Genomic DNA, 25,511 nt, shown 5'->3' with positions numbered 1-25,511 from the left:
CATGGTTTTCCGGTGATTTTCAGAGGATGGAGGATAGACACAATGGCAGAGCGAATTTGGGACAAATTCCTGACGGAGCGCGACAAGGAAGTGTTCAAGCTAGCCGGATATGGCGCGCGGGCAGGCTTTGGCAAGCGACCGGCGCTGCTGATCGTCGACGTCAACTACGCGTTCTGCGGCGACAAGCGGGAGCCGCTGCTTGAATCGGTCAAACGCTGGCGCCAGTCGGGTGGCGAAGCCGCCTGGGATGCCCTGCCTGTTCTGCAGAACCTGATTGGAACAGCCCGCGACCGCGAAGTCCCGGTGATCTATACGACCGGAGTGCGACGCTCCGACAATTGGGACGCGGGCAGCTGGGCCTGGAAGAATGAACGCAGCGGTGAAAAACCTGGCGGCAGCAATCGTGACGGCAACGAGATCATGCCGCAGATCGCGCCCGAACCGAGCGACGTTGTCATCTACAAGCAGAAGCCCAGCGCTTTCCACGGTACCAACCTCATCAGCTATTTGACGCTGCTCGGCTGTGACAGTGTCATCGTTGCTGGAACCGCAACCAGCGGCTGTGTGCGCGCGACGGTGGTCGATGCCTTCAGCTATAATCTACGGGTGACGATGGTCGAAGACGGGTGCTTTGAGCGTTCCGAGGCGAGCCACGCCATGACGCTGTGCGACATGAACGCCAAGTATGCAGATGTCATCGACAGCAGCGAAGTCATCGAATTTCTGTCACGACTGCCGCGCGGCATGTACAATCTGCCGCGTGGTGCCAGCCAAAAGGCGGCGGAATAAGTCAGACGGCGCGAGTGATCGCGCCGTCCTTTATATCCCCTCAGGCCTTGGCGGCCTCGATCAGCAGCTGCAGATTGCCGGCGATGATGGCCGGTACTTCCAGCGGGGTAAAATGGCGGGCGCCCTCGAGGATCGTCAGCGTAGCGCCGGGAATGTTATCTGCGAGCACACGCGCCATTTCCGGCGGCGTCGCATAATCCTCGGTTCCGACAAGAACGCGGCAAGGGAAGTCAAACTTCGGCAATGCTTCGCGCAGGTCGGCTGCACCGAGCATGTTGCAGGTCGCGACATAGGCGTCGATTTCATTGGCGAGGAAGGTCGAGACAGCGGCTTCCACCACGTCCGGATTTGCCTCGTGAAAGCCATCGCTGAACCAGCGCGTCTTCTGGAAACCGACAAGCGCCTTCAGGCCTTCGTTCCTGGCTTTTTCAGCGCGTTCAGCCCAGGCTGCGGGAGCATTTTCTCCGTACCAGGCCGTGGTGTCGAAGAGACCAAGAGCGTTGACACGCTCAGGATAGGCTGCGGCAAAGGCAAGGGCGATGCAGCCACCCATCGACGCACCGGCGACGACGGCCGATGACCAGCCGACATGGTTCATGAGATCGGCGAGATCATCGGCGAATTGCGCAGTGCTGTAGGGGCCTGCCGGTTTGCCGGAAACGCCGTGACCGCGGCAGTCATAAATGAGAACCTCGGATGCACCGGCGAGTGCCGCCGCGGTTGGCTCCCAGAAAAACTTGTCCATGGCCAGCGAATGAATGAGAACGCAGCGGCCTTCGCCGTTCCCCGGGACGATGCGATAGGAAAGCCTTATCCCGTCGCGGGTTTCCGCAAAGCCTATCGTTTGAGTGGGCATCAAATCGCTCATGGTAATTGTTCCGCTTCAGCATGGATGGAGATGTTTGTCGCGCATCGTAGTATTGTATGACGGTATTAATTGACGGGTCAAGAGGCGAAGCCGCGCAGTGCCAAATCGATCTTTAATCAAATTTTAAGGAGGAGATTACGAATCAATTAACCGGTAACCAGTCGTTAGGAATTGCGGAATAGGTGAAGGGATCTAGACCAAGGACTCGCCCATGCGCCGCATCATGTTCATCGCGTTGTTGTTGCTCACAGGCTGCGCCACAGCGCCAACCCAGACCAGCAATGTCTGTGCCGTGTTCGATCAGAGAGACGGCTTCTTCAACAATTGGTACAAGCAGGCCAAGAGCGTCGAGACGGAATATGGCGTGCCGGTTCCCATCCTCATGGCGACGATCTATACGGAATCCGGCTATCAGGCCCGGGTCAAGCCGCCGCGTACAAAATTGTTCGGCTTTATTCCATGGTCACGGCCATCCACCGCATATGGGTATTCGCAGGCTCTGGATGGGACCTGGGCAGACTATCAGAGGGAAACCGGACGCTGGACAGCCCGGCGAACGGATTTCAGCGACGCCGTGCGTTTCATTGGATGGTACCACGCAAGAAGCCATCTGCTGAACGGCATTCCGCTCAACGATGCCTATAATCTCTACGCCGCTTACTATGCAGGGCCGAATGACTATGCGCGTGGAACGTGGCGGAGCAAGCCGGGCATCGATCGAACCGCGCGGCGGACTGCCACTGTGGCTGGTACCTATGCCGCGCAGCTAGCGAGTTGCGGATTACAATAGGAACAACGTGATAGAAAAATGAAACCCGCCGGTCAGGGCGGGTTTCATGTCGTATCGTTCAGGCGCTTGGCTGCTTGGTCTTGCGCAAGTAGGGCAACACACGCTCGAAGCCGCCGAAACGCTGGTTCGCGTCCTCATCCGAAACCGCTGCGGTGATGATGACATCCTCACCCTGCTTCCACTGGGCCGGTGTCGCAACCTGGTGTTTCGCGGTGAGCTGGATGCTGTCGATTGCGCGCAGGATCTCGTCGAAGTTACGGCCCGTGGTCATCGGATAGGTGAGGGTCATCTTCACCTTCTTGTCCGGACCAATGACGAAGACGGAGCGTACGGTGGCGTTGTCGGCGGGTGTGCGGCCCTCGGACGTATCGCCGGCTTCCGCGGGCAGCATGTCATACAGTTTCGCGACCTTCAGATCCCTGTCGCCGATGAGGGGGTAGTCGACCTCATGCCCAGTTGCCGTCTTGATATCCGCCTTCCACTTGTCGTGGTTTTCGACAGGATCGACCGAAATGCCGATGATCTTGGCATTGCGTTTGGCGAACTCCGGAGCAAGTCCGGCCATGTAGCCAAGCTCGGTCGTGCAGACTGGCGTGAAATTCTTCGGATGACTGAACAACACGGCATAGCTACCGCCGATCCAGTCGTGGAAATGGATTTCGCCCTGCGTGGTTTCAGCAGTGAAATCCGGTGCAGTGTCATTAATGCGAAGGCCCATCGCGTTTCTCCCTTGGTCGTGATTTGAAGGTCTTCGCCTATTCGCCGCGCGAACCAGGCGAATGTATCCAATTTGATTTCAGCGAACGTAGCACATGGTCGCCGAAGTAAACAGGCAATGCACGGCGAAGTTCAACTAGCTACAAGGATGCAAGTTTTGAAACGGGAACCTAAATTTGAGCCCTTGCGTTCTAGCACCATGGAAAACGTTCACTTCAGATCTGTAACAGTAGAGTCGCTTTTTCCCGATAGGCTTCGCACGATAGCCTCCGTCGCGGAGGCTGCAGAATTTCTCTTGAACGAATGGCCCGGCAAACGCGGACGACTGCATGGTCTCGCACAACTGGCGTGTCTTGAAGCCATGGACGGAAGTGCGACCGGCGACATGGCGCGGTCCATGTTCATCGAGGCAGCCAAGGAAGCGGATATCTATGTCGAAGGAAGCATTGCCAGCACCATGATCCCGGGACTGTGAACAAAATGGCCCGTCGCCCGAGGCCCTAAATCACATTGGTTAGCAAACTGACGATAAAATAGCTCTTACGGTCTATTACGTTTCCGTCAAGAATCTTGGAATGATTCAGGCAGGGGTTACGTGGTGGGCACCGAATAATGAACGAAAAACTGGGGCAGCTTTTTAGCATTCTCAAAGAACAGTCAGACGAAATAGCACAACTCAATATGGACTATGCGGTAGAACGCACGCTCGTCACAGGCGTGATGTCCTTGCTGAGTGCACGCGGCTTGTTGCTCGACGTCGACTTCGACGAAATCGCCGAGATTGGTTCGAGGGTCGGGAATTCGCAATTCTCGTCACTCCTGGCAAGCCGGATCGAGTGCTTGAAGACGGGTAATCCGGCGTCTTACAACTAGGACCCAAACCTTAGAGCGCCGGGTTCCGCAAGCGGGCGAGTTCCGCTTCGAGCGCCTTGATACGCTCGTCGCGCTCGGCCAACAATGCGGCCACGTCGCTGGCCTCGAAACGCATGGGAATGTGCTGCGGGCAGTTCATGTCCCACGCAGTAACTGTGAACAAGATCGTTTGCTCAGGCCGTGCGCGATAGCCCTCCGGCATCAGTTTTTGCATGAGATCTGGGTCGTCTTCGACAGTTCGCGCTTCGCCCCATAGTTTCACCCGCTGGCGATTGCGGTAGTCGATGAGAAACAGGAACGCCTTGGAGTTATCCGCGAGATTACCGGAGGTTATGTACTGCCGATTGCCGGCAAAATCCGCGAACGCGATGGTCGTATCGTCGATGACGCGCAGAAAGCCGGGCGGGCCGCCGCGGTGCTGAATATAAGGCTGACCCTCGTCATTCGCGGTGCCGAAGAAAATACTGGTCTGGTTGCGGATGAAATCCGCCAGGTCTGGCGTAATACGCGTTTGCCACGAGCCACGCTGCTCCATGCTCTCATAGCCATGGCGAGACCCCTTGCGGGTCTGGATCGCTTTGACGGTCGGCGTGAAAGCGACGTCGCTGGAAAAGGCGTGTCCGGATGACATGACCAACTCCTCGGAGGGATTCAGATACGTGAACGCGTAACATAGTTTCTTCCATGAAATTGCTGTAGACATCGGTTATTGGAGTTTTCATTCCGAAAAGTGGAAGGTTTGAATGGATCGTCTGGATGCAATGGCCGTGCTTCTTGCTGTTATAGAGGCAGAAAGCCTATCCGCCGCTTCGCGCCGCCTTGGGATTCCGCTTGCCACGGTCAGTCGCAAAATCTCCGACCTTGAGGCGCATCTGAAGACGCGTTTGCTTATCCGTTCGAGCCGCCATGTCTCGCTGACCGATGCAGGCCGCGCCTATGTCGAGGCGAGCAAGGCCATTCTGGAGCAGGTCGATGAGGCGGAACGCACTGCAGCGGGCGAATACACAACGCCGAGGGGTGATCTGGCAATGAGCGCGCCGGTGGTATTTGGCCGGCTTCACGTGCTTCCCGTCGTGATCGAATTCCTCAAGATTTATCCGGAAATCAATTTGAGGCTCAGTCTCAGCGACCGTCAGGTCAATCTGGTGGAAGACCATATCGATCTCGCACTGCGCATTGGCAATCTGCCGGACAGCAATCTTGTCGCGACCAGGGTCGGCTGGATCCGCCGTGCGGCCTATGCGAGCCCGGCCTATCTTGCGCAACGTGGTGTGCCCGAGCGCCCCGAGGGTCTTGTTGGCCATGAGTGCATCACGTTCGAGGGACTGAATTCGCCACGAAGCTGGACTTTCATGGATGGTAGGAAGGAGGTCACCGTGCCGGTCCACTCCCGACTGAGCGTCAGCACAGCCGACGCGGCAATCGATGCGGCGGTTGCGGGTCTCGGCGTGACGCGACTTCTGTCCTACCAGGCCACCCGCGCTCTGGCGGCAGGCGAATTGCAGATCGTGCTCGAGACCTTCGAACCGGAGCCGTGGCCGGTGAGCCTGATCTACGTAGGACAGGGGTTGATGCCGCTGAAACTGCGGGCGTTTATGGATTTCGCCGTGCCTAGGCTGAGGGTGGCCTTGGCGGAGTAGATGTTGGGCAAGACGATGGCCAGATCATAAAAGCAGGTACGTCGGATACTTGCCAATCCCATGAATATCCCGGATCTCCCGATGGCACTCGCCGAAGTCCGGGCCGAGCGCGTCGAAAGTGCTTTGAGAGATCTGGATACGTCCCGGCGTCCCGCAGGATTCCATGCGGCTGGCAACGTTCACCGTGTGTCCCCAGACATCGTAGACAAAGCGTTTTCGACCAATCAGACCGGCGATTACAGGGCCGGAGTTTATTCCAATTCGCAGGCTGAGCCGACGCTCACCTGTCATCTGGTACGTCTCGGCCAGCATGGCCCTTGCAAACGCCACGGCTGCCTGGGCATGGTCCGGACGCGGGTCGGGCAACCCGGCCGCCGCCATATAGGCGTCACCGATGGTCTTGATCTTCTCGATACCGTGCTGATCCGCCAATTCGTCGAAGCGCGAAAACAGCTCTCCAAGTCTCTGAACCAGTGTGATAGGTGGGGTGCGCGCCGCGAATTCCGTGAAATTGACGATATCTGCGAAGACGATCGTCGCCATATCGATGCGATCGGCGATCACTTTTTCCCCGTCGGCGAGCCGCTTCACCACCTGTCTCGGCAAAATTGCGTCAAGGAGCGTATCGGCGCGCTCCTTCTCGAATTCGATCTGCGCCAGATAGCGCCTTTCGCGCTCGCGCCAACGGCTGCGTTCAAGACAGGCGGTTATGCGTGCGCGCAACAGCACCGGATCGATCGGCTTGTGCAGATAATCCTCGGCTCCTGCCTCTATGCAACGGATAATGGCGTCATCGTCTTTCAGGCCCGAAATCATGATGACGGGTATCTCGCGCAGGCGTTCGTGCGATTTGAGCCGGCTGAGGAGTTCAATGCCGTTCATGTCGGGCATCAGGATATCGGCCAGGGCCAAATCGAATTCCTGCGTCTCCAGGATGCGCAGCGCTTCTTCGCCGGAACTGGCGACAGTGACGAGATGGCCGTCGCGCGTGAGGCGCCGGTTCAGAAGATCGCGGTTAGAGGCGGTGTCGTCAACGACGAGGATACGGCCCGTTTCGTCCGACGAGGGAGCCACGCGGGCGGCAATGGTCCGCGCGAGATCGGCTGCTATGGTGACGTCAATATGGTCTGTCGGCTTTTCATCGGGATCATCGGAGAAAACATCGAGCCTTCCATCGATCTGCTCCAGCAAAAACCGGCTTTCCTCGATGATCTTCGCAATATCATCAACGATGCTTGCGGCGAGAACATCCGAGAAATCCTCCAGGACCATTTCCGAATAGCCGAGAATGGCGTTCATCGGCGTTCGCAAATCGTGCCGCAATTCACTATCGACGGTGAATATTCCGGCAGTTTGCGACGCTTCCATCTCCAAAAGCCGCTTGATAAGCAAGTTCAGGTCGCGAGCAGCGCCAAGCACCTTCTCGAGATCGGGCAGTGCTTCGGCGGGCCCGTTTTCCAATACCGCTTCGATCACCAGTTCCTGATAACCAAGGATAGCCTGTGCGGGATCGGCGATCTTCTGCACAAGGCGGGCAATATAGGCGCGGCGGCCGATGTCATTGGGAACGGACACCGGCGCTCAACCTCCGGTCAGACGGGCGATCTTGTCGAGGAGCGCCGGTAGTTCAATTGGTTTGGTATCGTAGTCATCGCATCCGGCTTCCATGGCCTTTTCCCGGTCCCCGGCCATGGCATGGGCGGTGAGGGCGATAACAGGAATGGCGGCCGTGACGGGATTTCCCTTGATCCGCCGCGTAGCTTCCCAGCCGTCGATGACCGGCAGGCTCATGTCCATAAGAACAAGATCAGGCTTGTTGCTCACCGCGGCTTCGACGCCGGCAAGGCCATCGGTTGCGATGATCACCTCATATCCCCGCCGCTCCAACCGGCGCGAAAGCATGTCGCGGTTCATCTCATTGTCTTCGACGAGAAGAATCTTGACCATATTCCAGCTCCTCAAGCATCTTCACTGAGCGGCACGTGCCGCTTCAAGGCTGCGATCAGGTCGGCGCGGCCTTTCGTTCCCTTTCTGACGACTTCACTCGCACGCGTATTGAGCCAATTCAGTTCATCGCGAGTAAGGTCCTTCGATGTGACGACGACGACGGGAATATCGACGAGGTCAGACCGGTCCTGAATAGCCCGAAGCAGCGCGAAACCGTCCATGTTGGGCATCATCAAATCGAGGACCATGACCGTGGGGCGTCCTGCCTCAAGCTCCGCAAGCCCACGCTGGCCATCGATGGCCTCGCGAACCCGCCAGCCTTCACGAACGAGGACCCGCCGAAAAAGTTCCCGCGTTGCCGGGTCATCGTCTACAATGAGCACGTCATGCTGCCCGGCGCCCGCGACAGCGTTCAACATTTCAACGAGTTGACGCGGATCGATGGGCTTGACCAGATGGCCCGCAGCACCGAAGGCCAACCCCATCTCCCGATCCGCGACGACGGTTGCAAGGATTACAGGGATATCGCGCAGCGCCTTGTCCGACTTGATCTCGCGCAGCACCGACCAGCCGTCCTGACCGGGCATGATAACATCCAGAATGATCGCGTCCGGGCGCGATTTGCGCATCTTGGCCATGCCCTCTTCGCCGCCGGCGGCTTCGATGACGTTGAAGCCCGCGCTGCGAACAGTGTCAGAAATGAACTTGCGCGCCCGCGCTTCGTCGTCGATGACGAGAACAGTTCCGCGCCGCGCGTTATCAGGCAGCTCCGCCTGCGGAGCGGTTTCCTCAGCGAGGGGCAGGGTGCCGTTTGCCGGTATTGTGAACCGGAAGGTCGAGCCCTCGCCGAATTTGCTTTCCACCTCGATCGCACCGCCCATCATCTTGATGAAGTGCTGGGTGATCGCCAGACCAAGGCCGGTTCCGCCATAATTGCGCGTGGTGGATGCGTCGACCTGTACGAACGCCTGGAAGAGCTTTGCCTGTTGCTCCTTTGTCATACCGATACCATTGTCGCTGACAGCGAATTCCACCAGATCGCCTCTGTCGTCGTCCTGATAGCGCCGGACCGACAGCCGGATCTCATCGTTCTCGGTAAATTTGGCGGCATTCGAGAGCAGATTGAAAAGGTTTTGACGCAGCTTGGTCTTGTCTGTTTCGATTTCGTCGGGCTCGACCGATACGGTTACCGTCAGGCGATTGCCTTTTTTGGCGATCAGCGGAGCAACGGTGCTTTCGACATCGACCAGGAGCTGTTTCAGGCTGACAGGCTCGATATAGAGCTCCATCTTGCCCGCCTCGATCTTCGAAAGATCGAGCACATCATTGATCAATGCGAGAAGGTGACGGCCCGATCCCATGATCTTGCCGAGATCGGCGACAAAGCCGGGCTTATCCCAATCGCTGGCATCCTCCATCAACATTTCGCTATAGCCAATGATCGCATTGAGCGGCGTGCGCAGTTCGTGGCTCATCGAGGCGAGGAAACGGCTCTTTTCCTGGCTGGCGACTTCCGCGCCGCGCCTTGCTTCCTCAAGCTCCGTCTGACGGTGCTTCAGATCAGTGATATCGGTATAGACCGCGACCGTACCGCCTTCCGGCGTCTTGCGCTTGGCAACGCGTATCCAGGTGCCGTTGGCAAACTGTCGTTCCATTGTACCCTGCGGGTCCCGCTGGCGGCGCATTGCCTCCTTGAGCCAAGCCTCCCGCTCGGCACGATCTATTTCGGTCCGGCCACGCTCCGCTTGCGCGCGCATGATTTCTTCGAAGCTGGTTCCGGGTGTCATAAGGTCCGCTGTCTCGGGGAAAATCTCCAGATAGCGCTGGTTCACGAGGACAAGCTTGTCATCGGCGTCGAACAAGGCAAAGCCATCGGGAATGGTTTCGATTGCGGTCCGGACAGTGTTGCGCTGGTGCTCTGCAGCGGCTTCAAGCACACGCCGCTCTGCCTGCCCGTCGCGCAACAGACGCAATGTCGTCGCGAGCCGGCCAAATTCGTCGCGACCCTCGGGAGGCAGCTCGACATCCTCGCGTCCCTCGGTGAGCTGCGCCATGGCTCTATCGACGCGCCCCAGTGGTACAAGGATGGACCGAAGCACCAGCCACGTCATGATCGCGCCAAGGATTGTGATCGCGCTGACTGCAATCATTGCGCGGTGAAATGTGTTGCGCATCGTTGTGACGGCCATATCGCGCGCACCATCGGCTTCAGTTTCGAGGCGTGTTTCAAGCGCCGTCAGGACGCCGTCTATTTCGTCACTATAATTTCTTGCTGCCGCCAGCCGGGTATTGCCGACGACGCGGTTGTCGTTGGTGTAGGCATCGACAGCTTCCATTGCCTGATCGTAATAGGACTTTGCCCCCTTCTGAATCATATCGGCGGCGTCGGGAGCAAACTCCCTGATACGTGCCAAATCCGCGTCGAGGGCAGTTCTTGCGGTTTCGGCGCGACGCTCCGACAGCGTCAGCAGGCTCACGGACAGATCGGTCAGCCAATAGCGCATCTCACCAAAATGCCTGTGTGCCTTGGCGGCCTCGCTGAACATGTGAAAACGCGCGTTTGCCACCTGCACACGCCGTTGATTGTCGAGAAGGTCATGGGCCATGAAGGCGACGCTGAGAAGAAGCGCGCCCAACAGGGCCGCCGAAAGGCAGGCGAGGCGCAGTGGTATCTTCCGTTCCAGGAGCCGGCCGATGCGGGACCGAATGGCATTGAAAGCGCTCATTTGAACAGTGTGATGCTCATTGCACCGCCCAGATCGCCCTCTGCGCCGCCTTCTTTCGGATAGCCGGAGATATCCATCTCCCCCTTGGGTGTTCCGTGGCAACTGAGGCACGAAGCGGAATAATATTCGGGAATGAGCATGCGAAACGCAGGACGGCCGTTCATGGGAACCTCTTCGACGAAGGGTTTGCCTTTTGGCCAATCGGCGGACATGAATTTCTGTTCGATGACCTGCTGCTCCCACTGGTCGGGCAGGGCCTTGCGATTGCGCACCAGTTCCTTTGGAGCCGTCACCTTCATCTTTGCCTGATCTCCGACTTTTTCCCCGAAGCGTTCATTGACGAGGCGGGCAAACGTGGCGGGGATAAAGCCTTTGAAACCCACGCCCTCTACATCGATCATCTTCTGATGCTCATCGACGACTTCGCGCAAGGCAGCGACCTGGGCATCAAAAAGCTTTTTGTCGTCCGCATCGAAACTGTCTTCTGGCGCAGGTTTTCCCTTGGCGAAGATTTCAAGCGTCTCGTCAGCAACACGTTGCCCCGTCAGATGCTTGTCGCCTATCGATGCGTCGTTGATCAGTTTTTGGTGGCCGGAAATCACTGTGCGACCAGCACGCAGGAACGCCGCGAGCCTCTCTCCCGTCGCGATGTCATTGCTGTCGTCCGCGGCGACCGCACCTGCAAAAGCGCAAAATACAACCCCTGCTAGAAAAACTCCGCACCTCAGACCGCGATGCATGGTGGTTCCCCATATTTTATTGATTATGGGAAGAGTGTAACAGACGCTGGAAAGATTCAAAAGCGCCCCATTGGGGTGTCCCTTGCAGCACTATTCGAACTGGCAAACGGTTCTCGATTCCGTGACGTGGTTCAGACGTGGCTGTGCGTGGTTGCGCCACCTTTGGAGCATAGAAAAGCAATCAAAGGACGGGGGTATCCACCAAAGAGACTACGGCTTTCACCCGCCGTGGTGCATTTTTCTCCGGCTAATTCTAACGGTATAATTACAGGAGTACTCCAGGAGTAACGGGGGCCTTGTAAGCGTATGTTTATCGATGCGAGAGAACTTCCATGCGGATCTGTACTCCATACGGAAATCTGCATTATCGGCGGCGGGGTGGCAGGTATAACGCTTGCTTTGGAATTTGCGCGGCGCGGCATAGAAACATGCGTCCTTGAAGGCGGCGGACTCAAGTTCAACGCTCAGTCGCAAGCGCTCTATCGCAGCGAAAATGTTGGTCTTGACTATGATCTTCACGCCACCAGGACGCGGCAACTGGGCGGCAGCTCCAATTGCTGGGGCGGATGGATACGGCCCTTCATAGACATCGATTTCGAGCGAAGGGATTGGGTTCCAAACAGCGGCTGGCCAATCGATCTCACCGAAGTGGAACGCTACTATCACCGTGCGAACGATCTCGTTAAGGTCAATGACCATAGTTTTGAACCGCAGTTCTGGCGCGAGCAGCTTTCTCCCAAACAGGTTCAGTTACTGGAGTTGAACGATGGATCGCTCGAGACGATCGTCAGCAAGTTCAGCCCTCCGACGCGGTTTGGACGCGACTACCGCGCTTCTTTGGCCGCTGCCAGGACGACCAAGGTGCTTCTCAACGCCAACGTAACCGAGATCGCCACCAATGATGATGCTTCCGTTGTGACGGGTGTCCACGTTGTGTCGTCAGCGCAGAAGCCGTTTTTCGTCCGGGCAAAGCGGACTATCCTGGCTGCAGGCGGTGTCGAGAACGCCCGGCTCATGCTTCTTTCGAACAAGGTGGCGCCGGCTGGGCTTGGCAACGAGCACGATGTGGTGGGCCGTTATTTCATGGAACACCCGCGCATCCGCCAAGGGCAGGTGATGCCGTCCAGCACCGCGGCGGCGTTCCGTTTTTACGATGCGCGTCACACGTATCACAATCCCGAGCTTGCCGTGGATGGCACCAGCGCCAGCGCCCATTTCGGTCTTGCCGAGCACGTGCAGCGGGAGGAAAAGCTGGTCCAGTGCCGAACTTATTTCCGCGCGTGCCGGGCAGGCGAAAACAGCGACGTGACCGAACGCTTTCATGAACTCTACAGTGCAATTCAACGGAGAAACTACCGGGACATCAAGCTGCGAACCTTCGCCACTGTAGCGCGTGGCAGTCCCAACCTGATGGCGTCCTTGATCTATCGCAGGCTGAAGCTTGCGGCGAAATCGGATCATTTCCAGATCGAGAGTGTTGTCGAACCGGTTCCGGACCGCGAGAGCCGTGTCACACTCTCCCGGCAACGCGACAGTCTCGGACTGAACCGGGCGGAACTGAACTGGCGGGTGGGCGATCTCGAGAAACGCACGCACCGGCGGATGCTGGGATTGATGAAGCAGCAGCTCGAAGGTTCAGGTATGGCGCGTGTCGATATGGAGCAGGAGGACGAAGGACAGCAGCATCCCATCATAGGTTGCAATCATCATATGGGCACGACGCGCATGCACGTGGACCCGCGTCTTGGCGTGGTGGATCAGAATTGCAAAGTCTATGGTATGCACAATTTGCACGTCGCCGGCAGTTCGGTCTTCCCGACATGCGGCAATGATATGCCGACGCTGACGATCGTCGCCCTGACCTTGCGCCTTGCCGATCACATTACGATGATGCTTGGAGTTTGAGGGTTACGCCGACTTTTGCCGTCAGTTGTTTCCGGCCCAGGACGGCCGCCGTGGTATACCATAATCATCGTCCGGCGGAGAGCCATTGGACACGCAGCCGCTCAAGGCCATTAGAACGAGCATCAAGAATAGTCGCATCTTTGCCTCCAAAAGCGCGGCCCTTTCAACAGACGTATAAGGGGGCCGGGAGCGTTGTTTTGGTTTCCCTAGTGGCGATGCCAAAAACTGCACGCTGCGGCGCGCACGGTCAATTCACAAAGGCGTTTGAGAGACGCGCATAGCACGACTAGCGGCTGAATTCCTCGAAGAGCTGATCTACCTTCGCCTGGGCCTCGGTGAGCAGCGTGATACAATCGCCCTTGTTGATGGGCTTGCTCAGCCGGGTCGTGCCATTTTTCAAGCCACTGTCCAGATTGGATACGTCCTCGTCCTTGAAAGTCGTGTCCGTGTCGAACTTCCTCACCCAGCGTCTGACGGAATCCCGCTTCGTCCTGTAGAGAGGGTCACTGCAGGCGTAGGATAATTTCATCAGATCGAATTGGGCCTGCATGACGGCATCACCCTGTTCAACCCTGGTTCCCGCCAGATATACGCCCAAGAACAACGAAACAGTCAGCATTCGTCCCCCTATGCTCTGCTCGAATCACCCCATGGACGAGCAGCACCCCGAAGATACTTGCTGCGCATGTGCCGGAAAGTAGCTCGTTCGATTGAGAGCCCATTTTGAAACTCTACTGCGGCGGTCATCTGACGCGGTTTTCTGCGCTTCCGGTGCTCAGGTCTGCGCTCGTCGCAAGGGCGACCCCAAAAACCACGCCATATGCCTTCGCCGCAGCGACTTTCCAAACGGGCTCTGAGAAAGGGGCGGTCACGTTCGTTCGTGGCAGCGAGGTAGACGTCAATCGCCCGCCCGACCCCATTCTAAAGCTAATGGCAGTCGCGCCCGCGATCCTAGTATCTTATGCCGCGCAAGATCGCTACCCTTGGCTAGCGCTGCATATTCATCAGTTCCGGCATCGACATCATGTTTGCATTGAGATTGGCCATGATGATCATCGAACCGAATACAACAAGGGCAACGACAAAGACGCCAAAGGCCAGCGCAAGGATGTTGTTGAGGCTGTCCGGTGCGCTGGATATGTGAAGAAAGAAGACGAGGTGAACGCCCATCTGGGCAATCGCCAATACGGCAAGCAGGATCGGCACGCCCGGTCCCCAGACTAGATCGGTTCCAGCAACCCAGAATGAAGCCAGCGTCAGTATGATCGCAAAGACCATTCCGGTGAGGTAGCCCTGCCAACTTCCCCCGGCCACGCGCGGTGCACCGGCCTCTTGATCCTCGGTCGTTTCAATGGGTTCGGCCATCAGTGGGCTCCAAGATAAACGATTGTGAAAACACCAATCCAGACGATATCGAGCGCGTGCCAGAACAGGCTGAAACAGCGCAGCCGCCGCAGGACCATCGGGCGGAAACCGAGGGTTGCGATCTGCGCGAACATCACAAGCAACCAGAACAATCCCGCCGACACGTGCAGGCCATGTGTGCCTACCAGCGTGAAGAAGGCGGAAAGGAAGGCGCTGCGATCGGGTCGGGCACCGCTCTCGATCATGCCGTGGAATTCAAACAGTTCCATGCCGACAAAGGTCGCGCCGAGCAAGAACGTGACCGCGCCCCAGGCGGCGGCGGGGATCAGTTTGCGTTGTTCGACGGCCAAGGACATCAGGCCACAGGTGAAGCTTGACGCGAGAAGAATAGCTGTCTCCAGAAGGACGCGGTTGCGATCAAACAGATCATTCCCCGACGGTCCGCCCGCCGTTTCGTGCGAGAGCACGGCAAATGCTGCAAACAATGCCGCAAATATGACGATGTCGCTCAGGAGAAACAGCCAGAAGCCGAAGCTAACCACCACATTTCTCGGCGCGGGGCCGCGTTCCGATACTGGAATCTCGCGAACCTCTGAGTGAGTCGATGAACTTGCACTCATATGGCGGCTCGCTGCCGTTGGCTCGCGACGACGTACTCGACCTCGTCCGAAACGCGCCAGGCGTGAGCAAGAATGGTCATGAGCGCGCCTATCAATCCGGCGATAGCCATCCACCAGATATGCCAGATCAACGCAAAGCCGGCCATGACGGCAAAAAATGCCAGCACGAACCCGATGGGGCTGTTGCGTGGAACTGCGATTGTTTCCAGATCGGGACCGTTTTGACGGTGAGATTTGGGACTTTTCTTTGCTTCCCAGTAAGGGTCGAGGCCGTTTACCGCCGGCAAAACCGCAAAGTTCCACGCCGGAGGTGGAGAAGGTGTGGACCATTCGAGTGTGCGCCCATTCCATGGATCGCCGGTATGATCGCGCCGCTGGTCGCGTGTGCGGATGCTGACGACGAGTTGAACGCCGGTGAGGACGATGCCAGCGAGGATGACGATTGCGCCAAGCAGCGCTACCAGCATCAGAGGCTGCCATCCGGCAACATCGTAGTGTTGCATCCGCCGTGTCGCGCCCATCAGGCCCAGTATGTAGAGCGGCATGAAGGCCAGATAAAAACCAATGAACCAGCACCAGAAAATTGCCTTGCCGATACGCTCGTCCAGCTTGAAGCCGAACGCTTTCGGGAACCAGAACGTATATCCTGCGAAAGCTCCAAAGAGCACGCCTCCGATGATCACGTTGTGAAAATGCGCAACGAGAAACAGACTGTTGTGCAGGACGAAATCCGCAGGCGGAATTGCAAGCAAAACGCCTGTCATGCCGCCAACGACAAAGGTCACCATGAAGCCCAGCGCCCAATAGACCGGCGCATCGAACCGCAGCCGCCCGCCATAAAGCGTGAACAACCAGTTGAAGACTTTCACGCCGGTCGGCACCGCTATGATCATCGTCATGATGCCGAAAAAGCCGTTGATGTCGGCTCCTGCGCCCATCGTGAAGAAGTGGTGCAACCACACCATGAAGGACAAAACACATATTGCCATGGTGGCGATGACCATGGAGCGATAACCGAATAGTGCTTTGCCGGAAAAGGTGGCGATGACCTCGGAGAAAACGCCGAATGCGGGCAGGATCAGTATGTACACTTCCGGATGACCCCAGGCCCAGATGAGGTTGATATACATCATGGCATTGCCGCCAGCCTCGTTGGTGAAGAAGTGGAATCCGAGATAGCGATCAAGAAGGAGCATCGCGAATGTCGCGGTCAGGATCGGAAAAGCTGCGACGATCAGAAGGTTGGAAGCCAGCGCCGTCCAGCAGAAGATCGGCATCCTCATATAGCCCATGCCGGGCGCTCGCAGCTTCAGGATGGTTGTTGTCAAGTTTATCCCCGACAAAAGCGTGCCCGCGCCGGATATCTGCAGCGCCCAGAGGTAATAATCGACGCCAACTCCGGGCGAATAGGCCAATTCCGATAGAGGCGGGTAGACCAGCCACCCTGTCCGTGCGAACTCGCCAATGACGAGTGACATGTTCACTAGCAGCACACCTGCCGCCGTCAACCAGAAGCTGACCGAGTTCAACACGGGAAACGCCACATCGCGGATACCGAGTTGGAGAGGCACGACGAAGTTCATCAGGCCGACCATGAAGGTCATCGCCACAAAAAAGATCATGATCGTGCCATGAGCCGAGAAGATCTGGTTGTAGTGTTCCGGCGGCAGGTAACCCTGCGCGCCGCCCGCGGCCAGTGCCAGTTGCGAGCGCATCATGATCGCATCGGTAAAGCCTCGGACGAGCATGACAAGGGCAAGCAGGATATACATGACGCCTATGCGCTTGTGATCGACGCTGGTGATCCATTCGGACCAGAGGTACGGCCACCAGCCTTTCCACGTGAAAAGCAGCAATATCGCGGAGATCGTGAGCATGACCAGCAGGGATGCGATCATGGGAATGGGCTGGTCGAAAGGTATGGCGGCCCAGCTGAGCTTTCCAAGCATGTCAGGTTCCGTCAGAAATTGAGGGTGTCGAATGGTGCCCGGTGGGGGAAGTGCCGGGTGCGGGGTTGTTAGAATTCACGATATCATTGAACAGGTTTTGCTCCACCTGACCAAAGGTGGACGACGCTACCGCGGAGCTCGGACGCGCCAGTTGCGCATAGCTCGCCTCGTCCAAATTCCCGCCAGCGGCCCGCGTGTTTGCGGCCCACTGGTCAAAGGCCTGCTGGGGCATTGCATCGACCACAAAGCGCATATCCGAAAAGCCTTCACCGCTGAATTGCGCCGAAAGTCCCGGGTACCTTCCCGGCTTGTCTGCGAGCAGATTGAGCCGCGTCGTCATGCCCTCCATCGTATAAATCTGGCTGCCGAGCTGGGGCACGAAAAAGCTGTTCATCACAGTTGCCGACGTAAGCTGAAAGCGTATCGGAACACCTGCCGGCACCACCAGGCTGTTTACGCTTGCGACGCCCAGATCGGGATAAATGAAGAGCCATTTCCAATCGAGGGAGACCACCTGCACATTGACCGGCGCGGCGCTGGAAGCGATCTGTTTGCCCGGATCGAGATCGTGGGAGCCGACCCAGGCGATTCCGCCGAGGAAAAGCACCACCATCGCGGGTATCGACCAGACGATCAATTCGATGCGGCCCGAATAGGACCAGTCAGGTATATAACGCGCCCGCGCATTGCTGTGCCGAAACCACCAGGCGAACCCGAGAGTGAGCACAATGACAGGAATGACCACTGCCAGCATGATCGTTGTCGCGTTCAGCAAAATCGTATTCTGTGCGGCGCCAACCGGTCCCTGCGGGTCAAGAACGCCGCTGCGCCAGTAAGAGCCCGCTACGTCAGACATGACGTAATGACCAGTAACCGGATTGTCTCATCAACGAAGCCCCTTTTGCCAACCCGGTTCCAAGCTGCAATGGCACGGCGTGTCAGTTCGGCAGGGCGAACGCGATAATTTCGTCGCTGACCTTTGGAGTGAGGATCGAATTACCCCCCGCTGCAAACACGACATATTGTTTGCCCTTATATTCATAAACCGCCGGAAGCGCGACGGCCGGAGCTGCCACAAGAGACTTCCACAACACCTTGCCGGTTGCAAGATCAAGTGCACGCACCATCGAGTCCATGGAAGCGCCGATGAAGATCAAGCCGCTCGCGGTAATGACAGGGCCTCCCAGGGTGATCGATCCCCACGACTCGGGCATATAGAAGCCGTATTGCTGAACCTGCCCGAACGGCACGTCCCAAAGCTGCTTGCCGGTTTTAAGATCATAGGCAGCAATTGAACCATAGGGAGGCTTCCAGCAGGGCATCCCCAAAGGATTGAGGAATGTCGTGAGCTGGACTCCGTAGGGTGCGCCGGTCATCGGAAAGAAACCGCCGGTTTCCAGGCCTCCGGCAGTTGCTGCCTTGTCATAATCAGCGCGCGGGATCAGCTTGTAAATCTGCACTGCACTCGAGTAATTGACAACGAAGGTGCCAGTCGACGGGTCGACCGCTCCGCCACCCCATTCGATGCCTCCAATCGTACCCGGATAAACAAGCGAGCCTTCAAGGCTGGGCGGTGTAAACCTGCCCTCGTCGCGCAACGTCGCGGCGGTGCGGCTGCAATAACCGAAGCTCACGATGTCCGCCAAGCCAAAGACGCCCGGCCACTTGTCTCCCACGACAGCTTTCGGCAGCGGCACGTAGGGCTGCGTCGGCGCGGCCTTCTCGCCGGGTACCGTTGAAGCCGGGAAGGGGCGTTCCTCGATCGGATAGACCGGCTCTCCGGTCTCGCGGTTGAGGACATAAAGGAAACCCTGCTTGGACGTCTGCACCAGCGCCGGAATTGTCGCTCCATCCTTCTGTATATCGATCAGTGTCGGCGCCGAATTGGTGTCGAGATCCCAGATATCGTGATGCACGAGTTGCCTGGACCAGACGACTTTGCCCGTGTCCACATCAAGCGCAGTGACAGACGTTCCGAGCGAGATCGCGTCCAGCCTGTTACCGCCGAAAAAGTTTGGACTGGGTGAACTGACCGGCAAAAACAAGAGGTTACGGTCACGATCGACAGCCATGCTTGCCCAGACGTTCGCCGTGCCGCTCTTCGCAGCGTCCGCTGGGTTCAAGGCATGGAACGTCCAGCGCAACGCGCCTGTGCGTGCATCTAAGGCGAAGACAGTGCCGGGTGGATCGACAGCGTCGGCCCAGTCCTTGCCGGCCCAGCCAACGAAGAGGAAATCCTTGTAGACGGTCGGAGGCTGGAGAATGGACAGCGGCCATTTGGCGTTTTCAACATTCCACTGGTTGATATCCACGACGCCGCCTTTGCCGAAATCGGCACAGGGCTTGCCCGTGTCTGCGTCAACGGAATGCAACTTCGCATCCATCGTACCAATATAGATGCGTTTCTGGCATGCCTGCGAAGTGTCAGGGGCATCTGCCTGCCAGTAAGCAACGCCGCGGTTCTTGAGGTCAGGCTGCGTCAGCGCTTCAAGAACAGCATTGGTGTCATAGCTCCACTTCACTTTTCCCGTATCGGGTTCAAGTGCGAAAATCCGGTAGAAGGGTGTGCCAAGATAGACTGTGTCATTAACGAAAAGCGGCGTCGCCGACCACACTGTTGGCGGAAGATCGGCCTGCGGACCAGAGGCTGGCGGGCGATTGTGCATTCCAGCTGGAGGCGGCCCACCGGATGAAACGTCGCCAGTATGTGTGCGCCATGCGACCGCGAGATTCCCCACATTCTGCGGGGTTATCTGCTTCAGGGGCGAGAATTTTTGTGCCGCCAGGTCACCGTTGTAGGTGCTCCATTCGACGCTTTGGGCCTGGAGTTCGCCGCAAGTTGCCGTCAACGCCACAACAGACAGCGCCGACAATAAATACTTTGTCCACATCACGTCGGTCACCATTGCAAAAGCTTGGTTCAGGCAAACGCGCGACGCCGTCTGAACACGTGAAGAATCCAGCCCAGAAGGCTGACGAGCATAAGGATCACAAGTGTTTGACTATGCAGGAGATACCCGGCGAAGGATGTGCCGGCGATATTGAGGATAGAAGAGACAATGAAGAACGACCGGAGGAAGCCAGGCTTCAATTTCCCAAGCGCCATACCGAATAGTGCCAGCAGAATGGTGGACGCAATCACCAGAAGCGTTCCTGGCTCACCGGCGATACCGCTATCGGGATTGAAGTAGTTGAATATCGAAACGACGAGGCCGCCAAGCGATGCCAGCACCATGAGTGCGGCTCCAGCATCATTAAGGATCCCAGAAGTTTTGGCCATCGTCCCTCGCTGCGATAGTATTGTAGCAAGCGAGTGGCAAAGTCTAGCTGGATTTTTACAGCCGTATAGCTCTTTTGATCAGTCTAATTCCAGTAATTGCCCAACATACCGAAACAATGTTGCATACGCCGCCCAAACATCTTCGCTTAAACAGAGATGCAATTCGCTGATGCGGTTGCGAGGCAACGAGGCGACCAATCCGTGTTTGCGTTTGCTCAGACGAGTTCGCTGCGCTAGATTGCCGCGACATTGGTGTTTGCGCGTACGAGACGGACAGACTAGATGCCTGCCCGAATTGGCCCAGCCGTTTTTTCTGACGACGGAGTATGAGTGTGAGTTCATGCAACCACAGCGGGCAAATTCGCAACGTCATTCCAGGATCGCTTGGATGCGCGGAATGCCTGGCGCTGGGAACACCTTGGGTGCATCTGAGGCTTTGCCGATCATGCGGTCACGTCGGGTGCTGCGACTCTTCGCAAGGAAGACATGCGACGGCGCATTTTCGAACGACCGGCCACCCCATCATTGAAGGTTACGATCCCCCAGAGGGCTGGGGCTGGTGCTACGTCGATGAGGTCATGGTGGAATTACCGGACCAAACCGAGCAGCTTGGCCCGATACCGAGGTTTATCTGATGGTCGAAAGCTCATATCTGCTGGCTCGCGGCTCACCGCGTGTGACATGCCGCCAAACGGCGCGTCTCGGCAACTTGTAATCTTGAAGAAAATGGTAGCGAAGGAGGGATTCGAACCCCCGACACAAGGATTATGATTCCTCTGCTCTAACCTACTGAGCTACTTCGCCCCATATGTCTCGCGACCCATAGATGGTTTGCCTGCAAAAGGAACCGGGAGGCCGCGCTGTCAAATCGACAGGGACGGGGCGGGATATATGGGGGTGGCAACAGCCTGTCAAGCAATGTTACGCCGCTTTTTTATCTCCCCCCTTGCGGGGGAGAAAGGATTTTCCTGAATTTAGCCCCTTCGCTAAACCCTCGGAAAATCCAAGAGAGGGAATTTTTCCGCGGAAGCACGCCAATTTATCCCCTCTCTTGTGATTTCTGGCACTTAGCTGACGCTAAGATGCTGAAATCACCGACCGGGGCGAGCCACGGGTCTCGCCCGCCTTCGGCCCCCCACAAGGGGGGAGATAACGGCCAACCTTTCCGCACAATTCAAGTGCAATGCCCGGAAGCGGGACTTGTCATAGTTTCGTCGTACGGATATTGGATGCCGACATGAACAAGGCTGAAAAGATGGCTCCACGGATTGCAGTGCTGGGTTGCGGTTACTGGGGGAGCAACCATATCCGTACATTGAAGAGCCTTGGCGCTCTTTATGCCGTCGCCGACCAGAACAGCGATCGTGCTGCCGGCTTTGCCGCCGAGCAGGACGTTTTGCATATAGAGGTCGAGGATCTTTTCACCCATCCCGATGTCGACGCCATCGTCATGGCCTTGCCGCCGCAGTTCCATGCGGAAGCGGCTATTCGCGCGGTCACCAATGGCAAGGATGTGCTGGTCGAGAAGCCGATCGCCTTGACGGTACCGGACGCGGAAGCCGCCGTGAAAGCGGCGCATGACAACGGCCGCATCTTCATGGTCGGCCACGTTTTGCGGTTTCATCCCGCGTTTGAAAAGCTGCTCGATCTTATCAAGGCCGGCGATCTCGGCAAGGTGCGCTATATCCACTCGCACCGGCTTGGTCTCGGGAAGTTCCATACCGAGAACGATGCGCTGTGGGATCTCGCGCCGCATGACCTGTCGATGATCCTGGCGATCACGGAAACCGAGCCGCTGGAGGTGCGCGGCGAGGGTGCCGCCGTGCTGGACCACTTGAGCGATTTCGCGCATCTGCATTTGCGTTTTCCGGATAATGTGCGCGGTCACCTGTTTGCCTCGCGGCTCAACCCTTATCGCGAACGCCGCCTGACCGTGGTCGGCACCAAAGCGATGGCGGTGTTCGACGACATGGAGCAATGGGACAAGAAGCTCGCCGTCTACAAGCATTCGATCTGGCAGGATGACGGCCAGTGGGCCTCGACGACGGAAGAGCCGACATATGTCAAGGTTGCACAGGGCATGCCGCTGACGCGCGAGTGCCAGAGTTTTATCGAGAGCATCCAGACGCGCAGGCAACCGAAAACGGATGGCGAGGAAGCCATCCGCGTCTTGCGTATTTTGACCGCGGGAACGGTTGCTCATAACAAGAGTGAGTGAGCTGCATATCGATAGTGCGTGGTTCGACAAGCTCACCATGAGGGAGATTGTTGAATTGCAAGCCAATCGCCGGCGTTGAAGAATTTGGCTCCCTGCAATCAACCCCATCCCCTCATGGTGAGCTTGTCGAACCACGCATTAACGATATGCAATCGCATTGCTCTCGACGTAAAGCGTTGTTACAAGGCCGCACAATCTTTGAAATGGCGCACTCTCGCGGACCTCCCTCCGCCCTTCTATAGAGTAGCCGAACAGTTTCCCCGGCGCAGATTCGCGGAGACATTGATATTGGAGCAATGATGCAGTTCATCGATCTCGGCGCACAGCGTGAACGGATTAGCGGCAAACTCGACGCGGCAATCGCCAAGGTCGTGCGTGAGGGTAAATACATCCTGGGGCCGGATGTTGCCGAGTTTGAAAAACGTCTGGCTGAATATATCGGTGTCGAGCACGTTGTCGCCTGCGCCAATGGCACCGACGCTCTGCAGATCCCGTTGATGGCCAAAGGCATAGGCCCTGGCGATGCGGTGTTTGTGCCAAGCTTCACATTTGCCGCGACTGCGGAAGTGGTTGCGCTGGTCGGTGCCGAACCGGTCTTTGTCGACGTCGATCCCGACACCTACAATATCGATGTGAAGCAACTCGAAGCCGCCATTGCCGCTGTACGCGCGGAAGGCAGGCTGAAGCCGAAAGCGATCATTCCCGTCGATCTGTTCGGGCTTGCCGCCGATTACACGTCGCTGTCTGCAGTCGCGGCCCGCGAGAACTTGTTCGTCATCGAAGACGCTGCGCAGTCAATCGGCGGCAAGCGCGACAATGCCATGTGTGGCGCGTTCGGCGATGTGGGAGCGACGAGTTTTTACCCTGCCAAGCCGCTCGGCTGTTACGGCGATGGCGGCGCCATGTTCACCAATGATGCCGCGTTTGCTGACTTGCTGCGTTCCGTGCTGTTTCACGGCAAGGGCGAGACGCAATATGACAATGTGCGCGTCGGCCTGAATTCCCGTCTCGATACGATCCAGGCAGCGATCCTTATTGAAAAGCTCACCATTCTCGAAGACGAGATGGAAGCGCGGCAGGTGATTGCCAGGCGCTATGCCAATGGCCTCAAGGATGTCGTCAAAGTGGCATTGATGCCGGAAGGATCACGCTCGGCCTGGGCACAATATGCGATCGAGACGAAGAATCGCGATGAATTGAAGGCGCACCTGCAGGCCAACGGTATCCCGTCGGTGATTTATTATGTAAAGCCGCTGCATCTGCAGGAGGCTTATGCTCATTACATGCGCGCGCCGGGCGGTTTGCCGGTTTCTGAAACCTTGCCGAAGAACATCTTGTGCCTCCCCATGCATCCATATCTGAGCAATGATGACCAGGACCGGATTATCGGCACGATCCGCGAGTTCCACGAAAAAGGGGCCTGACGGCCCCATTTCCTTTAACATCGAACTGATCTGATCAGGCGTGCTGGCCTTGCTGGGCGAGACGCTTCAACATGGCTTCCGCCTGCGGGGCACGTTCGGAGCGGCCAATGAAGCCGCCGCCGAAGACGCGGGCATTATTGCTGTCGTCTGAATAAAGCACGCAGGCCTGGCCGGGCGCGATCCCGCTTTCGCCGTCGACCAGCTCGACCCATGTCTCGCCTGCCTGATGGTGCAGGACGGCCGGGCGGGGCGGGCGGGTGGAGCGAACCTTGGCGTAGACCTCGACGCCGCCTGCCGGAATATCTTCCAATGCGTCGTCACCAAGCCAATTGACGTTGCGCAAGAAAACCTTGCGGGTTTCAAGCGCTTCGCGCGGGCCGACTATGACGCGGGCATTGGCCGCATCGAGATGAACGACATAGAGCGGATCGCCGGTAGCGACGCCAATGCCGCGACGCTGGCCGATGGTGTAATGCACAATGCCTTCGTGGCGGCCGAGCACGCGCCCGTCGATGTGGACGATATCGCCCGGATTGGCCGCTTCCGGCTTCAGTTTCGAAATAATGTCCGAATACTTACCCTGCGGTACGAAGCAGATGTCCTGGCTGTCCTGCTTGTTTGCGACAGTGAGACCAAGCTCCTCGGCGATTGCACGGGTTTCCGGCTTCGTCAGACCACCGAGCGGGAAGCGCAGATAATCGATCTGTTCCTGCGTGGTGGCAAAAAGGAAATAACTCTGGTCCTTGTCGGTATCGACAGGACGGAACAGGGCACGATGCGCACCATTGGCATGGCTGCGAATATAATGACCAGTCGCCAGTGCGTCCGCGCCAAGATCGCGGGCGGTCTGCAGTAGATCCGCGAATTTTACGGTCTGGTTGCAGGAAACGCAGGGGATTGGCGTCTCGCCGCTGACATAGCTCGCGGCAAAAGGATCGATCACGGCTTCGCGGAAACGGGCTTCGTAGTCGAGTACATAATGCGGAATGCCGAGACGTTCGGAGACGCGGCGCGCATCCTCGATATCCTGACCAGCGCAGCAGGAACCGGCACGATGGGTCGATGCACCATGGTCATAGAGCTGCAAGGTGACGCCGACGACATCATAGCCCTGGCGTTTGAGGATGCCGGCCACAACAGAAGAATCCACGCCGCCAGACATGGCAACGACGATACGAGTGTCTTCCGGTCTTCCCGGCAGATCGAGATTATTCAGTGTCATAAGCGGATCCGTTTTCGTCGCGGCATATAAGCGCAGCGCTTTGTCGGCTCTATATAGGGCATCGACCCGGACTTGCCAATAAGAGACCGTTTGAAACTCTACTGCGACGGCCATCTAACGCGATTTTCTGCGCTTCCGGTGCTCACGTACAATAGTACGCTGCGCTCCGGTTATCGAAAAACCGCATCATATGCCTCGCCGCAGCGACTTTCCGAACGTCTCTAAGAAGTGGTGTGGGAGAAATTTTTATCGAGACAAGATTTTTGCGCGACACCCGCTTCAAAACACGAAAATTCTGCGAGTTGGGCCAAAGTTTAACGAAAATATGGCCGATCCATTAACCGAAGTTACCAGAGAATGACTCGAGGTTTAGGCAATTATTAAAGCCCTGACTGTAATGTCAGGTGCGATAGGTCTTGAAGTTTAGTGTAGAGAGTA

24 protein-coding genes and 1 tRNA gene are annotated in these 25,511 nt (G+C 57.4%); 9 read left to right on the top strand and 16 right to left on the bottom strand.

All coding sequences use genetic code 11. The features are described 5' to 3' along the window. Positions 1–42: 42 nt before the first annotated feature. The gene (locus PHA01_RS20055) at positions 43–789 is read left to right on the top strand and encodes an isochorismatase family protein (protein WP_271898129.1); all 747 of its coding nucleotides are present in this window, start codon (positions 43–45) and stop codon (positions 787–789) included. 40 nt (positions 790–829) lie between these two features. Here PHA01_RS20055 and PHA01_RS20050 read toward each other — a convergent pair whose 3' ends face one another. Then, positions 830–1,657: an alpha/beta fold hydrolase gene (locus tag PHA01_RS20050; protein ID WP_271898128.1), complete on the bottom strand. Its 828-nt coding sequence runs from the start codon at positions 1,655–1,657 to the stop codon at positions 830–832. A gap of 211 nt (positions 1,658–1,868) precedes the next feature. On the opposite strand from PHA01_RS20050, the gene PHA01_RS20045 reads away from it, so the two are divergent. Further along, the gene (locus PHA01_RS20045; RefSeq protein WP_271898127.1) at positions 1,869–2,447 is read left to right on the top strand and encodes a transglycosylase SLT domain-containing protein; all 579 of its coding nucleotides are present in this window, start codon (positions 1,869–1,871) and stop codon (positions 2,445–2,447) included. 58 nt (positions 2,448–2,505) lie between these two features. On the opposite strand, the gene PHA01_RS20040 is transcribed toward PHA01_RS20045, so the two are convergent. After that, complete coding sequence (locus tag PHA01_RS20040; protein WP_112530554.1) at positions 2,506–3,165, bottom strand: peroxiredoxin; 660 nt, start codon at positions 3,163–3,165, stop codon at positions 2,506–2,508. A 117-nt stretch (positions 3,166–3,282) separates the two neighbouring features. Between PHA01_RS20040 and PHA01_RS20035 the strand changes: the two genes are divergently transcribed. Both PHA01_RS20035 and PHA01_RS20030 read left to right on the top strand, forming a co-directional pair. After that, positions 3,283–3,639 carry a DUF982 domain-containing protein gene (locus tag PHA01_RS20035; RefSeq protein ID WP_334312043.1) on the top strand — a complete coding sequence of 119 codons (357 nt, stop codon included), beginning with the start codon at positions 3,283–3,285 and terminating at the stop codon, positions 3,637–3,639. Between the two features lie 137 nt (positions 3,640–3,776). Continuing rightward, a complete protein-coding gene (locus tag PHA01_RS20030; RefSeq protein ID WP_271898126.1) occupies positions 3,777–4,037 on the top strand; it encodes a hypothetical protein in 261 nt (86 codons plus the stop codon). Between the two features lie 10 nt (positions 4,038–4,047). Here PHA01_RS20030 and PHA01_RS20025 read toward each other — a convergent pair whose 3' ends face one another. After that, positions 4,048–4,668: a pyridoxamine 5'-phosphate oxidase family protein gene (locus tag PHA01_RS20025; RefSeq protein ID WP_271898125.1), complete on the bottom strand. Its 621-nt coding sequence runs from the start codon at positions 4,666–4,668 to the stop codon at positions 4,048–4,050. Positions 4,669–4,780: 112 nt separating this feature from the next. On the opposite strand from PHA01_RS20025, the gene PHA01_RS20020 reads away from it, so the two are divergent. Then, positions 4,781–5,677 (top strand): LysR family transcriptional regulator, encoded by an 897-nt coding sequence (locus tag PHA01_RS20020; RefSeq protein ID WP_271898124.1) that lies wholly within the window; start codon positions 4,781–4,783, stop codon positions 5,675–5,677. Between the two features lie 24 nt (positions 5,678–5,701). On the opposite strand, the gene PHA01_RS20015 is transcribed toward PHA01_RS20020, so the two are convergent. The 4 genes from PHA01_RS20015 to PHA01_RS20000 are packed head-to-tail and all read right to left on the bottom strand — an operon-like array spanning position 5,702 to position 11,090. Further along, on the bottom strand, positions 5,702–7,252 hold the full coding sequence (locus tag PHA01_RS20015; protein WP_271898123.1) for an adenylate/guanylate cyclase domain-containing protein: 1,551 nt from the start codon (positions 7,250–7,252) through the stop codon (positions 5,702–5,704). Positions 7,253–7,258: 6 nt separating this feature from the next. Beyond that, entirely contained in the window at positions 7,259–7,624 is a 366-nt protein-coding gene (locus tag PHA01_RS20010) for a response regulator (RefSeq protein ID WP_112530571.1), read from the bottom strand. Between the two features lie 11 nt (positions 7,625–7,635). Then, positions 7,636–10,350, bottom strand: a complete 2,715-nt coding sequence (locus PHA01_RS20005) for an ATP-binding response regulator (RefSeq protein ID WP_271898122.1) — start codon at positions 10,348–10,350, stop codon at positions 7,636–7,638. Next, on the bottom strand, positions 10,347–11,090 hold the full coding sequence (locus tag PHA01_RS20000) for a Tll0287-like domain-containing protein (protein ID WP_112530575.1): 744 nt from the start codon (positions 11,088–11,090) through the stop codon (positions 10,347–10,349). Before PHA01_RS20000 ends, PHA01_RS20005 begins: the two co-directional genes overlap by 4 nt. 306 nt (positions 11,091–11,396) lie before the next feature. Here PHA01_RS20000 and PHA01_RS19995 point away from each other — a divergent pair, with 306 nt between their 5' ends. Further along, positions 11,397–12,995, top strand: a complete 1,599-nt coding sequence (locus PHA01_RS19995) for an FAD-dependent oxidoreductase (protein WP_271898121.1) — start codon at positions 11,397–11,399, stop codon at positions 12,993–12,995. 286 nt (positions 12,996–13,281) lie between these two features. Here PHA01_RS19995 and PHA01_RS19990 read toward each other — a convergent pair whose 3' ends face one another. The 7 genes from PHA01_RS19990 to PHA01_RS19960 form a co-directional block, all read right to left on the bottom strand. After that, the gene (locus tag PHA01_RS19990) at positions 13,282–13,614 is read right to left on the bottom strand and encodes a hypothetical protein (protein ID WP_271898120.1); all 333 of its coding nucleotides are present in this window, start codon (positions 13,612–13,614) and stop codon (positions 13,282–13,284) included. Between the two features lie 368 nt (positions 13,615–13,982). After that, a complete protein-coding gene (gene cyoD, locus PHA01_RS19985) occupies positions 13,983–14,360 on the bottom strand; it encodes a cytochrome o ubiquinol oxidase subunit IV (protein ID WP_271898119.1) in 378 nt (125 codons plus the stop codon). Next, on the bottom strand, positions 14,360–14,980 hold the full coding sequence (gene cyoC / locus PHA01_RS19980) for a cytochrome o ubiquinol oxidase subunit III (protein WP_271898118.1): 621 nt from the start codon (positions 14,978–14,980) through the stop codon (positions 14,360–14,362). Before cyoC ends, cyoD begins: the two co-directional genes overlap by 1 nt. Then, on the bottom strand, positions 14,977–16,929 hold the full coding sequence (cyoB, locus tag PHA01_RS19975) for a cytochrome o ubiquinol oxidase subunit I (protein ID WP_271898117.1): 1,953 nt from the start codon (positions 16,927–16,929) through the stop codon (positions 14,977–14,979). The genes cyoC and cyoB overlap by 4 nt, the downstream gene beginning before the upstream one ends. A gap of 1 nt (position 16,930) precedes the next feature. Continuing rightward, positions 16,931–17,785, bottom strand: a complete 855-nt coding sequence (cyoA, locus tag PHA01_RS19970) for a ubiquinol oxidase subunit II (protein WP_271898116.1) — start codon at positions 17,783–17,785, stop codon at positions 16,931–16,933. Positions 17,786–17,867: 82 nt separating this feature from the next. Then, entirely contained in the window at positions 17,868–19,820 is a 1,953-nt protein-coding gene (locus tag PHA01_RS19965; RefSeq protein WP_271898295.1) for a pyrroloquinoline quinone-dependent dehydrogenase, read from the bottom strand. Positions 19,821–19,849: 29 nt separating this feature from the next. Next, positions 19,850–20,209 carry a hypothetical protein gene (locus PHA01_RS19960; protein WP_271898115.1) on the bottom strand — a complete coding sequence of 120 codons (360 nt, stop codon included), beginning with the start codon at positions 20,207–20,209 and terminating at the stop codon, positions 19,850–19,852. A 326-nt stretch (positions 20,210–20,535) separates the two neighbouring features. Here PHA01_RS19960 and PHA01_RS19955 point away from each other — a divergent pair, with 326 nt between their 5' ends. Then, positions 20,536–20,844 (top strand): UBP-type zinc finger domain-containing protein, encoded by a 309-nt coding sequence (locus PHA01_RS19955; protein ID WP_271898114.1) that lies wholly within the window; start codon positions 20,536–20,538, stop codon positions 20,842–20,844. 92 nt (positions 20,845–20,936) lie between these two features. Here the strand turns inward: PHA01_RS19955 and PHA01_RS19950 are convergent. Further along, positions 20,937–21,013: transfer RNA gene (locus tag PHA01_RS19950), tRNA-Met, on the bottom strand. A gap of 451 nt (positions 21,014–21,464) precedes the next feature. Between PHA01_RS19950 and PHA01_RS19945 the strand changes: the two genes are divergently transcribed. Together PHA01_RS19945 and PHA01_RS19940 are read left to right on the top strand one after the other, a co-directional pair. Further along, positions 21,465–22,427: a Gfo/Idh/MocA family protein gene (locus PHA01_RS19945; protein WP_271898294.1), complete on the top strand. Its 963-nt coding sequence runs from the start codon at positions 21,465–21,467 to the stop codon at positions 22,425–22,427. Between the two features lie 299 nt (positions 22,428–22,726). Continuing rightward, positions 22,727–23,851, top strand: coding sequence for a DegT/DnrJ/EryC1/StrS family aminotransferase (locus tag PHA01_RS19940; protein ID WP_271898293.1), 1,125 nt, complete (start codon positions 22,727–22,729; stop codon positions 23,849–23,851). 34 nt (positions 23,852–23,885) lie between these two features. Here PHA01_RS19940 and mnmA read toward each other — a convergent pair whose 3' ends face one another. Beyond that, positions 23,886–25,073 (bottom strand): tRNA 2-thiouridine(34) synthase MnmA, encoded by a 1,188-nt coding sequence (gene mnmA / locus PHA01_RS19935; RefSeq protein WP_271898113.1) that lies wholly within the window; start codon positions 25,071–25,073, stop codon positions 23,886–23,888. Between the last annotated feature and the right edge of the window lie 438 nt (positions 25,074–25,511).

Source organism: Candidatus Phyllobacterium onerii, from assembly GCF_028331445.1.
Lineage (GTDB): Bacteria > Pseudomonadota > Alphaproteobacteria > Rhizobiales > Rhizobiaceae > Phyllobacterium > Phyllobacterium onerii.
This window is presented reverse-complemented; position numbering and strand designations above follow the sequence as displayed.